The organism is Alloacidobacterium dinghuense (assembly GCF_014274465.1).
GTDB lineage: Bacteria > Acidobacteriota > Terriglobia > Terriglobales > Acidobacteriaceae > Alloacidobacterium > Alloacidobacterium dinghuense.
The window spans coordinates 5,609,427-5,621,989 of the sequence record NZ_CP060394.1 but is presented as its reverse complement, the minus strand read 5'-3'; the positions used below and the strand labels follow the sequence as shown (position 1 = coordinate 5,621,989).

The following is a 12,563-nucleotide window of genomic DNA, read 5'->3' as shown; positions in this document are numbered from 1 at the left end:
CGCGCTCATTGACCGCGTACCGGATGTATTGCTGTCAACTCGCCTGAAACCGATTCGTTATGTCCGAGTAGGCGGTGACCCTGTCATCCGCAAAAAGTCGATCTGGGCTTATGCAGCAACTTCCTCGAGCCAGTATTCATGGTGCAGTCCACCGAGAACGTCCTTGATTCTGATCCGGCAAGCGGGTGGCAATTCATGCCGACGAATTCTCAGGGATCGTGGTGGATATTCCGGGGAGTTCGGAATGCCTGGTCCCAGGCTGGAGTGGGGGCGTCCGCTATTGTAGTGAGTCACCCATTCTCGTAGTTCCCTTCGCAGGTGCTTCTCGTTCAAGGGAATAAGAAAGTCTAGCCACTCCCGACGAATCGTTCCCATCAGCCGTTCGCAGTAGGCGTTGGCCTTAGGCGCTTGCACCGGAGTGCGCAGAATCTTCAGCCCAAATGCTTGCAAGTGCTTGTCAACTTCCGCCGAGAAGATCGTGTCACGATCATGGATGAGAAAGCGATACCCATGATCGCTGGGAATGGCTTCGCGGAACTGCTGCAACGTCCAACCAGCAGTCGGATGAGCCGTGACATTGCAGTGCAGAATACGACGGCTTCCCACCTCCATTACCACGAACACGTATAGCACTCGGAACCCGGCTGTGATCGCGACCAAAAAATCAGCGGCCACGATGGCCTGGGCGTGATTGCGGACAAACGTCCGCCAGTGCTGCGAGGAAGTTCTCCTCCCAGATCGTGGATCACTTTCTCGCGGCCAATACGCTCGCACCGTTCGCGGGGAGACCAAGATTCCAAGCTTCACCGAAAGCTCCGCTGCCACCCGCTCCTCGCCCCAGGTCGGATTGTCCTGCACCATTGCTACGATCAGCCGGCGAAGATTCTCTGGAATCCGCGGTCTTCCCATCCTCGACCTCCAGCGCCAAAACAGCTTGAAACCCTTGCGATGCCAGCCGATTAGGGTCTCTGGCTTTACTATCATCAACGCTTCTCACCAGTCGAATAATCGAGACCACAACACCAAGGAAAATCGCGCTGCGTCCGTGAGCTTGCGGAGCGGTATCTGGTGTTCTTGATAAAACGCCAACTGCTTGCGAAGGAACAGCACCTCAGCGCTCAACGCAGACCGGGAAGAAACGGCCAATCTCAAGAACTGGATACCCTGTGCGCCTGTATTAATAAGGATAAAACCCACTGATCGGAGGAGTCGGACGGTCCTAAGCATGTTCTTGTAGAGGTAACACATTCAAGTCTGCCGATTGCAGGGGACAGTTTACGGTAGCGAGGTGCTTGGAAGTTGCACCTTTCTATATGCGTTTTGACTTTTTGCGGAGCACAGCCGCCAGATGGTTAGCTATTGCTGGCGAAGCGCAATTATCTTTCAATCCCGGGCTTCGCTCGCAGCGCACGAGCCGCGTGGTATATGTGACGTTTCTCGAAGACGTAGTGTCCGATCAGCCATCCCGCAGTGCCGCCCACAAGGACATCGCTTGGGAAATGCTCTTGTCCTAGGACGCGCATCAAGCTCACGCCCGAGGCAATAGAGTACACGCCGACTTGTACCAACTTCGACGGATACTCGCCCGCCACCACTCCTGCCAACGTCCACGCCAGCATGCTGTGTGACGAGGGAAACGAGCCATTCGCACCTGTGTTCGGGGCAAAAAAATCGCCAGCCGCGTTGTTATAGAGAGGACGCTCCCGCCGGAAAATGATCTTCGTGACTTCTTCGACTACCACACTATCCGCAAACGCTTCACCGCTCAAGATGCCTGTCTCGCGCGCATGCACGTTGCTCTTGAAGAGTCCAACGCCATAAAGCCCAACCGGTACGGCAATCTCGCAGCCCAGCAGGTAGTTCGACGCGTTCACGCTGTCCTTGTTGAAATCCCGGTCGCGCGAAACGTTGCGCATAGCGTCCGAGTCGGTCGCAAGTGTCACACCAGTTGCTGCCCCCAGTGGCAGCAACCAAATCAGGTCATGCGTCCTGAGCCGCACCGGACTGGTCCAGATCGGGACTTGGTCTTTCAGGATTGCTAGTGGCAGATCCTTCTCGGTCACTGGAATTTGCGCCGGTGGAGCGTCGGGCAAAGCATCTGCTGGAACAGCCGTGGTAGCCGCCACAGCGGCGGTAGGCGGATCAGAATCGAACGCGCAGCTCGCGGGACATACAGCTGCCGAGATGCAGAAACAAGCTGCAATGCATTGGAGTACACCTTGAGTGCAGATGTTTCCATTCACCTCGTCACCGTCCAGCCAAATCTAGCATTGCGCGGTAGGTGCCACCACAGCCCTCAATAGATCCAGCCCAATCCGGAGCTAAGGCTCTAATCGAAAACGCAATTTAACGCCGAGATAACAATCGAACTGGCCGTTCACTACACTCTATCCAAAAGAAGTGAGGCCCGCCAAGAAGTGAGGCCGCCGACTCGCTTGTTGGCAGAACTGCTTTAATCGGTTTTCCTAGTACCCGCGACGGCGTGCGGCGAGTATCCTCTAGTGGCAGATTCAATCGATGTGGGAGCCTGTCGCCTTAAGGTGGATTGTGCAAATACTGAGAACACATCTCGAAGCCAAGCTTCTTTCCACAGGTAAAGGTGCTGTTGTGGCCGCGGTACCACTGGTGCTACTTCTGACACTGATCCTGTGTTCCAGGACATCAGCGCAGAATGAACACGGAGCGGATTACATCCGTAGTTCACAACCGCCACTCTTGACCTACCAGGAACTGGTGACCCTCGGCGAGCAGGAAACCATCGAACCTGCGCTAGGCGACAAACTCAACACTCTGTTGACGACTCCGTTTGTCAATAATGAGGCGTACTTCGCGGGAACAAAACCTCTTCGGCCCGACCTCAACGGGGTAGGTCCTTCGCTGCGCCTAGTCGAATGGAACATTGAGAGGGGAATAGAGTTTGATGACATTCAATCGTTGCTGACAGATAAGCAACAATTCATCGCCAAAGTGCACAGCGCTGCTGCCAATGGTGGGAGCACGGCAAAGGCAGACGACCAGGTATTAAACGCGCAGATGGACGTGCTCCAATCGGCAGACGTGCTGGTGCTGAATGAGCTCGATTGGGGCATGAAGCGAAGCGATTATCGGGCAGTGGTGAAGGATCTTGCCAAAGCACTGAAGATGAATTGGGCCTATGGAGTCGAGTTTGTAGAGGTTGATCCCAAGGTGTTAGGTACCCAGTCATTTGCCAATGTGGAGAATGAAAGCGAGCGAAAAGAGCTGGAGGATCTGTTCAGCACCGACAAGACACGTCTTCTGGGGCTGCACGGCACGGCAATTCTCTCTCGCTATCCACTTCGAGATGTGAAGCTCGTGCCCTTTAAAAATCAAGGTTACGACTGGTACAACGGCGAAAAGAAGTACGGGTCCATCGAGGCCGGTAAACGCAAGGGAGCGAGCGTGGTCTTCGGAGAAGCCATCGTGCGCGAGGTACGGCGCGGAGGGCGCACCAACCTGATTGCGACGATCGATGTACCGGAGCTTCCCGAGGGCCAGGTCACCATTGTTGCGACGCACCTTGAAAACCGCACCACGCCAAAGGGACGGGTTAAGCAGGCGGATGAGCTTCTTGAGATGGTTCGTCCGATTCACAATCCTGTGATCATCGCCGGGGATATGAATACGACAGGACAGGATGGCTCAGTTATGAACGTAAAATCATCACTGCTGAAAAGGGCGAACAGTCCTACATTTTGGGCCACACAAGGAGTCAAGTATGCAACCGGAGTGGGACTTCTGATGGACGTAGCCAGTTTTGGCTTTAAGACGACGAAGTTCCAAGGTGACCCGACTGCTTCCGGAGTGCCGCTAATGGCGCCGAATCCCGAGCAGGGATTCTTCAAGGATTTGAACGACTATCATTTCGATGACGGAACCAGGCTGGATTGGCGCGGGGATGCCGAACTATCGGTGAACGGCCGCAATGGGACTCTTGGCAATTCGAACGAGCGCGCGAGTAAGGGATTTGTTACAACATTTGCGTTGCCCCGAACCGTCTCGGCAGTTGGAAAATTCAGGCTCGACTGGATACTCGTGAAAGCCTATTTGAAGGACGATGCTGGAACGGCCGACTCCTATCGATTTGCGCCGAGCTTTGCACGCACCATGAATGAGTCCAACGAAGCGCTTAACCCGCGTCTGTCAGACCATGCGCCCATTAGTGTAGACCTCCCGCTCACAAAGCCGGCTTTGGCTGGATCAAAGAAATGAAGAGCATGACATGTGCCGTGTCGAGCTGTTTCTGAGAAAAAAATGAGGGCCGCGACTTGGTTGGCTGCGAGTTGATGGAGCAGTTATGGGCGTCGGTCGGGTCTCCGATTCATCTTGGCTCCTTTGATCGCTGATTGTTGCAGACGCCTGACTTTTCAACGGGCACGGCGAGACGTTCAATCATCTGATGGATGACTTGAATCGGTTGGCTGACACCAGCTGCGAGATTCACGGATCAACCTTCGTGTGTGAATTCCAGCTGTAACCTGTAGGAAGAGTGCAATATGAAGAGCGCCGCTGAAAGGGGGATGAAGTCCGCGATTCTAGGCATCTTCGTGAATCTAGGATTGGCTCTAATCAAGTGCTCTGCTGGGCTGCTGGGAGGTTCATTCGCGTTAGTTGCGGACGGCTTAGAATCCATCACCGACGTGCTCAGCGGTCCGTCTTTGTCTCAAAATAGGTAAAGAGCGAACCGTTCGCTACGTCAGCCTCTTTAGGTAAGCGTCTAGACAATCAACTACATGTGTATAGATCGCAGCACTCTGTCCTCATCAGCTATCTCAGCCGCTCGGAAGAAGGGCATTCATTTTACTGGCGAAAAGACCATTCCCAAACTGTTTCCTATGCTGACAGTCGTGATGTAGACTGCTTGTGGTTTCTGCCCAGGATTCCTCGGCCTCCCTGATTTTCCGCCCCACAACTGGTGGCTCTGCACGAATACGCGGCTTCAATACGTTTTTTTGGCGGATGCGGCAGGGACATTTCACATCGAGGTAGATACCCTTGCAAAAAATAAGGAATTTGTTCCTTGTGGCCACACTCAGCCTTTTGAGTACCACAATCTCGTGGACACAAGTCTCTCCCAGCGGTCTCACCTCCACTGGCTCTGCGCTGAATGCGCCATCGTGGCCGAAGACTTTTGACAGAAACGGCACCCACGTCATTGTTTACCAGCCGCAGCTGAAAGCCTGGCAACGGTACCGCATGCTCGTGGCTGATACAGCAATTTCAATATCACAACCCGGCCAAAAGCCAGTCCTGGGCGTTATTTCTTGGCGCGCGGACACGATTACGGATGTGAGCGCACGGACCGTGTATGTCAAGAACATTCAGGTCCTCAACTCACGTTTTCCTTCGCTTTCTCCACCACAGGAAGCGGGGATGCAGGAGCGCGTTAGCCAGATCTATCCAACCATGACTTTCACCATCGGACTTCCTCGGATGATCGCCAGTCTTGAGAAGGCGAATACGCCTGTGCGATCGATTGACAGCGGCACCCAGGTGCCTACGATTTTGGTAAGCATGGTTCCGGCGATTGTGCTTTTCGTAGATGGAAAGTCGGTGCTGGCTCCAATTCAAGGCACGACACTACAGTATGTGGTCAACACAAACTGGGACCTCTTCTATGACCACTCCGATTATTACCTTCTCGCCGGAAAGACATGGCTCACGTCAAAGGAACTTCCCGGGCCGTGGAGTGCAACTCTGAAATTGCCTGCGGATATCTCGAAACTGCCGCCCCATCAAAATTGGGATGACGTCCTGAAAGCGGTACCGGCCGTGCCAGGAAATGCCCCGAAAGTCCTGTTCACGCAAACGCCTGCCGAGTTGCTCGTGTTCAAGGGCAAGCCGATTTACGAGAGGATACCTGGAACCAGCCTGTCCTACGCAGCAAATACAGAAAGCAGCGTTTTTCTCCACCAGCCGGACAATACACTCTACGTTCTCATTTCAGGAAGATGGTTCAAGGCGGCCAGCCCTCGATGGCCCATGGACCAATGCCAGTAATAGCCTCCCCCCAGACTTCGCGATGATCCCGTTGGGACATCCGTATTCCGCAGTTCTTATCTCTGTGCCGAGCACACAGGAGGCCAGCGACGCTGTGCTCTTGTCACAGGTGCCGACAACCGCGATCGTGAATAAAGCGGCAGCCGAATCTCAGGTCAAGGTCGTCTATGCCGGTCCACCTCAATTCGTAACAATCCAGGGCACGACAATGTTTTATGCAGTAAACACGCCGGACAAGGTGATCCGCGTCGGCGATGTTTACTACCTTTGCTTCCAGGGCGTCTGGTTTGTGTCGAAAAGTCCGAATGGTCCCTGGAAGGTGGCGGACTCTGTGCCACAGGTCATTTACACCATTCCACCCAGCTCGCCCGTGTACAACGTCACCTACGTAGTGGTCTCAAATCCAACGCCAACCACGGTTGAAACAAGCTATTCGAGCGGCTATCTCGGCATGTTCGTTGTAGGAATGGCAGTCGGAGCTACCGTTGTCTATGGAACCGGATACTACTATCCGCCCTACGTGTATTGGGGACCCCATCCGGTTTATTACCCATACCCTTACACATATGGCGTCGCGGCCGTCTACAGCCCTTATACGGGAGCCTACGGAGTGGGCCGAGCCGTCTATGGACCGTATGGTTCGGCCGGCACTGCGGCGTGGTACAACCTAACCACGGGAACCTACGGGCGAGCTGTCACAGCTCAAAATGCGTATGGTGGCCATACTTACGCTCAGGCTTACAATCCCTGGACGGGAACCTATGCAGCGACATCACAAGGCCACAATCAATACAGCCAGTGGGGCAGTTCCGTCGTAACGAACGGAGACAACTGGGCTCAGGCACAACACGTAACGAACAGCAATGGAACGGCGGGCTCGTTCCAAACCTCCAAAGGTAGTGCTGGAGCGGGGTATTCAGGCGCCAATGGAAATAACGGTTTCGTTGCTAAGGATGCGAACAATAACAACGTGTATGCCGGCGCCGATGGAAACGTTTATAAAAAGGACTCTAACGGCAACTGGAGCAAGTGGGACAACGGCAGCTGGGCTCCCGTCGATCCATCCACTGGCGCAGCTCAGGCTCGTCAGAATAATCAGAATCTGAGCGGTGCAACTCAATCCCCGCAACCGAAATCTCGGGGTTCGTCTACCACACCCACCACGCAAGGATCGGGAAGCAGCCAACCGACATCATCCGGGGGGCAAAGACTTCAGGGGACGCAGGATAAAACCCCGGCTCCGGCTGCTCCGGGAAGCCCTGCTCCGCCGAACACGATGGGACAGCTTCAAAACGATTCACAGTCTCGCGAACGAGGAGATCAGCTCGAACAATTCCAAAACCGCGGACGGGGTTCTTCGGGAAGTGGCCCGCGCAGGCCGCGATAGCACAGCAGGAAAACCGCCACAGCAGTAAGAATTTATTATTTCAACTGCGGAGACTTACCATGAAACTGCAATTAACCCACGCGGTTCGCGCTGCGCGTCGACAACAGCCATCACACATGGCGACAATCCTGCGGGCAGTGAGTGTTCTTGTAGTCACGGCGGCCATGACTGTTGGAGCATCTGCGCAAGCCGGCGGCAGCGATCCGGATGTGACGAAGAAACTAGCTGCCCTTAAAGAGGCGGCCGCCGCCAATAAACAAAGCCTTCAACAATACACATGGACCGAAACCCAGGTGTTAACGCTGAAAGGCGATCCCAAGCCCCCGAAGACATTTCAATGCGAGTACGGACCGGACGGTCGCATTCAGAAGACTCCCATCGGAGACTCTCAACAGAGTAGCAGTGGTCGCCAAGGTGGAAAACTCAAACAGCGCATTGTGGCGAAGAAAACCGAAGAGATGAAGGATTACATGCAGCAAGTGCAATCCATTCTGGCTTTGTACGTCCCTCCTGACTCGACACGCATGCAGCGTGCCTACCAGGCGGGCAATATCTCAATGAACAAAACTTTAGGGAGCGATCTTGCCAACATCATCTTTACCAACTACGCGCAACAGGGCGACAAGATGACGGTTGCTTTCGATACAACGTCGAAGAAAATCCAAACGATCAACGTCAATACATATCTGGACGAGCCCAAAGACATCGTGACACTTCAGGTCACATTTGCCACTCTTCCGGACGGCACCAATTACGCTCAACAAACAGTGTTGAACGCTACGGCAAAACAGTTACAGGTAACAACCACCAATTCGAACTACGCGAAGCGCGTCCAGTAGCATTCGCCGTATACAATCTGACTGAGAAGTTGAGTGTGCCCGGAATATACGGGCGCATTAATTCCCTGCTCCAAAGATCGCTCGCGTGTCGACGCTAGCTTCCTTCCACTGTGCAATTGACGTTCATTTCCTTACAGACCTTCAACACGGCTTGCAAAACCAGCGAGGTAGCACTTGTTGAATCGTCCGTGACGTTTGACGCGATCATCAACTGGCTGAGCTTGTCGCCAAGAGGCGTCGCCTGCAGGCTGGCATACTGAACGCCATTGGTGAACTCAATCTGACGCTTTTTGTCGTTGTTCTTGGTGATCTTGATGTTCTCGTGAGCTTTCAGCCCGGCAAGCGCAGTAGTATAAACCTTGTCCGCATTTGCCTCCAGCACCACAGTGGCGACGTCGTAGCCATTGCCGTTCGCGGACTTGTGACTCATCTGCTGTATTTTTCCGGAAGCAGCCCGGGCTACCATCACCCATTGCGCATTCGCGCTGGTCGTACTCAATGCATATCCAAACCAGGCCCACACCAAAATTGCTCCTACGAGTTTACGCATGTTCTGCTCCTTAAGTTTATTGTTGACCGAGAAGTCTTCATTCGATTCCTCGGGTTGAAAGGTGTGGCGAAACAGGGTTCGCACCTGCCACAGCGATATCAGGCTTAGCCTGAGCGGCCTCCCACCTCAGAATCTTCAGATCAAGAACAAAAATTGCATACATCACCGGGACTTGCAGCTTAGTAACGATGGTGGCAACGAGAAGCCCGCCAATCTGCGCATAGCAGAGCGGCTTCCAGAGGGGCCCACCATGCATCGCTAGAGGAACAAGCGCGAGGACCGTTGCGAATACGGTGATGAGCACCGGACGCAGGCGAAGAATGCCAGCATCAATCAATGCGAGTTCGAAATCGTCGCCTTCGATGTGACGCTCTTCAATGAAATCGAAAAGAACAATAGAGTGGCTCACGATGACGCCGACAAGACTTGCCACGCCGAGAAAGGCCATAAATCCGAACGGTTCATGCATGATCCACAACGCCGCGAAGGCGCCGATCATACCATACGGAGCGGCGGCAAGAACGAGAAGAGGCTTAATGGCATTCTTGAACTGAAATGCAAGCGCGAGGAAAACCGCAGCGATGGAGATCCCCATGACCAGCGCCATATTTCTGAAGCCGGTCTTCGTCTTGTCGAATTCGCCGCCGATCTGAATCCGGTAGCCAGCCGGAAGTGAGGCTTCGAGCTCGCGAAGCCGAGGCATAGCTTCCCTCAGCACCTCGGAGCTGAGATGCCCGGCAACTGGAAAGCTGCGGACGTTGATGGTCCGGAACTGTTCCAGCCTGATAATGCGGCCAGTCATCAGGTCATGACCCACACTGGAGATCTGCACAAGCGGAATCTTGTTGTTGTCCTGTGAGGCATAGACATACAAGCTCTGAATGTCTGAGAGCTGCGCCCGCTCCTGCATGCGCAGCCGCGCAACCACAGGGATTTGCTTCTGTCCTTCCTGAAGCACTGCCACGGTGGTCCCACTGATGCCCGCGGTGGAAGAGTTGGCCACATCCATGTTCGTTACGCCCGCGAGATTAGCCCGATCGGGATCGATGGTGTAGACGATCTGTGCGCTGTCCTGATCCCATTCGTCGCGGGTGCGTTCCGCGATGGGGATGGAGCGGAAGATGTCTTTGACCTTGTCCGCGATCGCACGCAGTCCACGAATGTCTTTCGGCTCCTGCTGCGCGTCCACGTCCGCAGTGCTGGAGATTCGAATCTCTATGGGATAGTCCATCGGATTGGTCAGGAGTTGGCGAGCATCCATTCGCGCACCGGGAATCGTCGCGCTTAACACCGGCTGCAGCTCCTTGATGAATTCCGGAGTGGTTTCCTTGTCCTTGACCTCGATCAGAACCTGCGCATAATTCAACTGCTGCGCTTGAGGTGAAGCGGAGAACCAAAAGCGAGGACCACCGCCGCCGACGAAAGTGGTGATATAGCGCAGCACGTCTTCGGGTTTACCGGAATTGTGAGAGTGCTCCGCAGAGAATCGCGCTGCCTGTTCCCGAACAAGCTGCTCCACTTTAAGCGCGGTTTGATTGGTGGTTGTCAGGTTCGCATCATTCGGCAACCAGACGTCGATGTAGGACCAATACTGGACATCCTCGGGAAAGAATGTGGTCTTCAGTCTGGAAAAAATGAGAAGTCCTGTGGCGAGGAATACCAGTGAAGCCAGAAAAAATTTCCACCGATGCTCGATGGAATACATCGCAATTCGCGTGTAGTAACCGTAGAATCCGCTTTTGCGCCGCTCTTTCAGTGACTTTTCAATTTTCCTCTCGGGACGCAGTAGATAGTAACCGAGCAATGGAAGAAACGTCATCGAAACGAGACGCGAAGAGATCAGGGAAACGGTCATAACGATCGGCAGGCTGTGGAGAAACTCGCCTGTGCTACCTGTCAGCATGAGGAAAGGCAAGTACGCGACGATATTTGTGATCGTCGCATACATGATGGCTGTTGCAAGTTTTGTGGGCCCCAGCCATGCGGCAATGATGTTCGGATGACCCTCGGCCAGCGTACGTTTGATGGAGTCACCCGCGATAACCGGATCATCGACCAGCAGACCGAGGGCGATGATCAGAGTGGCTACGGACACCTGTTGAATGTCTTCACCCATCAGATAAAGGGTGCCGAAAGTCATCGCCAGCGTAATCGGTATACAGATGGCCATGAGGACAGCCGAACGCCACTCCCAGAAGCCGAGCCATGACACGAGCACGACAAGAGCGACGGCCTCATAGAGCGAGTCCATGAAGAGTGCGATATTTTCCTTTACCTGTAGTGGCTGATCGGACGTGCGCGCAATAATGAGATCGTCAGGCATGTACTGCCTTACTGAGGCAAGCTTTCCGTCGACGCTGTCGCCGAAAGCAGCGATCTGCTGATCATCCTTCACCTGAACGGCAAGTGTCACGGCACGGCTGCGATGCCACTGTCCGCCTTTGTCAACCCAAGTCAGGTAATTCAGATATTTCGCAGGACTCTGATAGCCACGTGAGATATCCACTAGGTCACGTAGATATACCGGACTGTGCGAGGCGGAAGAGGATGTGCCGATAATGACATCACCGATCTGTTGCGCGCCAGTAAACTTTCCCGATGGATCGATCAGAATTGTTTTGGGTCCAACTTCCAGCTGGCCTCCCGGCAGCGTGATGTTACGCGCCCCCAGAATGTCTTTCAGGTTCGAAGGCGTCATGCCGTATTGGGCGAGCTGTTCTTGTGAGTAATCGAGGTATATTTGCTCCTGAAGCACGCCTTTGCGATCGATCTTGGCAACCTCCGCTGCGCCTTGCAGTGTTCTCCCGATCAGGTCGGTGAAGTTATCCAGGTCGCGATAGGAGTATTTGTCACCAGCCACCGCGGCAAGCTTGGTTTGTGTTTCGTTGGGATCACGAATGAAAACCGCAGGCCATGCATCGGGATGGATCTCGGAACTATGAAGCTTTTCCATAGCTACTTTCTTGCCAAGCGAGCGTAAGTCCTCGTCGCTCAAACTAGATGCGATATCAACGCCAACAAAACCACTTCCCTCAAAGAAGTGAGGATCGGCAATCTGTTTACCGGGCACTGCGCTTTCCAGTATGGATCGAAAAGAATCCCGAACAAGAGAAGCAGAAACTGTAAGGGGAAATGCGTAGATGATGCTGACGCGGGGCTGCGGGGGTTTTGGAGATTCCTCGGAGCGGGTCGTCAGAATCGCTTTACGAATGGATTCAGCGCGAAGGGCGACTTCGGTCTCACTTGCCGGAGGACTCGCAACGGTGAGCATAAGAGCGGCGGTATCGCCAAAGTCGCTGTTGAACTGGATCGGTCCGGCGCCTTGAGGCAGTCTATTGTTCAGCGCATTCAGTTTGAGGTTGATGTCCGAGAACTGTTTCTTGGTATCAGTCACACTGTCTTCAAGCTGGACGTAGACGAGTGAAAGCCCAGGAAAGCTTATGGAACGGATCCCAAATTCAGAGGGTGCAGGCGGTTTGAGGAATGGATTCTGCGCCATCGTCTGTTCCACCGGGCGCGTCACGAGCTGCTCGACTTCCTGCGCGGTTGCGCCAGGCCATGATGTGCTCGCCACTGCCACGCGCACAGGAATACTTGGATCTTTGCGCTTCGGCATGTGCTCGTAGCCGTACCAGCCCCATAGGCACACCGCAATCAAGAGGATCAGCGAAAGCTGCCGCTGTTCGACGAAAAAGCGCGCGGTGTTATTCGTTCTGGCAATGTATTCGGCTTCAGACTTATGGCTCATAGCATTTTTGTGCGTTAATGC

Annotated in this window: 9 protein-coding genes; 5 read left to right on the top strand and 4 right to left on the bottom strand. The window is 54.1% G+C overall.

Annotation, left to right across the window (positions count from 1 at the left end; translation table 11 throughout):
- Positions 1 to 108 precede the first annotated feature (108 nt).
- Complete coding sequence (locus H7849_RS23615; RefSeq protein WP_222439730.1) at positions 109 to 909, bottom strand: integrase core domain-containing protein; 801 nt, start codon at positions 907 to 909, stop codon at positions 109 to 111.
- A 467-nt stretch (positions 910 to 1,376) separates the two neighbouring features.
- Positions 1,377 to 2,093 (bottom strand): phosphatase PAP2 family protein, encoded by a 717-nt coding sequence (locus H7849_RS23610; RefSeq protein WP_186742923.1) that lies wholly within the window; start codon positions 2,091 to 2,093, stop codon positions 1,377 to 1,379.
- Positions 2,094 to 2,607: 514 nt separating this feature from the next.
- On the opposite strand from H7849_RS23610, the gene H7849_RS23605 reads away from it, so the two are divergent.
- The 5 genes from H7849_RS23605 (at position 2,608) to H7849_RS23585 (ending at position 8,244) form a co-directional block, all read left to right on the top strand.
- Positions 2,608 to 4,230 (top strand): endonuclease/exonuclease/phosphatase family protein, encoded by a 1,623-nt coding sequence (locus tag H7849_RS23605; protein ID WP_186742922.1) that lies wholly within the window; start codon positions 2,608 to 2,610, stop codon positions 4,228 to 4,230.
- A 284-nt stretch (positions 4,231 to 4,514) separates the two neighbouring features.
- Positions 4,515 to 4,694 carry a cation efflux transmembrane domain-containing protein gene (locus tag H7849_RS27665; protein WP_222439729.1) on the top strand — a complete coding sequence of 60 codons (180 nt, stop codon included), beginning with the start codon at positions 4,515 to 4,517 and terminating at the stop codon, positions 4,692 to 4,694.
- 346 nt (positions 4,695 to 5,040) lie between these two features.
- Complete coding sequence (locus H7849_RS23595; protein WP_186742921.1) at positions 5,041 to 6,018, top strand: hypothetical protein; 978 nt, start codon at positions 5,041 to 5,043, stop codon at positions 6,016 to 6,018.
- 64 nt (positions 6,019 to 6,082) lie between these two features.
- Entirely contained in the window at positions 6,083 to 7,405 is a 1,323-nt protein-coding gene (locus H7849_RS23590) for a hypothetical protein (protein ID WP_186742920.1), read from the top strand.
- A 59-nt stretch (positions 7,406 to 7,464) separates the two neighbouring features.
- On the top strand, positions 7,465 to 8,244 hold the full coding sequence (locus H7849_RS23585; RefSeq protein ID WP_186742919.1) for a hypothetical protein: 780 nt from the start codon (positions 7,465 to 7,467) through the stop codon (positions 8,242 to 8,244).
- A 94-nt stretch (positions 8,245 to 8,338) separates the two neighbouring features.
- Here the strand turns inward: H7849_RS23585 and H7849_RS23580 are convergent, their stop codons facing one another.
- Together H7849_RS23580 and H7849_RS23575 are read right to left on the bottom strand one after the other, a co-directional pair.
- Positions 8,339 to 8,794 carry a hypothetical protein gene (locus H7849_RS23580; RefSeq protein ID WP_186742918.1) on the bottom strand — a complete coding sequence of 152 codons (456 nt, stop codon included), beginning with the start codon at positions 8,792 to 8,794 and terminating at the stop codon, positions 8,339 to 8,341.
- A gap of 37 nt (positions 8,795 to 8,831) precedes the next feature.
- Positions 8,832 to 12,542 (bottom strand): efflux RND transporter permease subunit, encoded by a 3,711-nt coding sequence (locus H7849_RS23575; RefSeq protein WP_186742917.1) that lies wholly within the window; start codon positions 12,540 to 12,542, stop codon positions 8,832 to 8,834.
- Between the last annotated feature and the right edge of the window lie 21 nt (positions 12,543 to 12,563).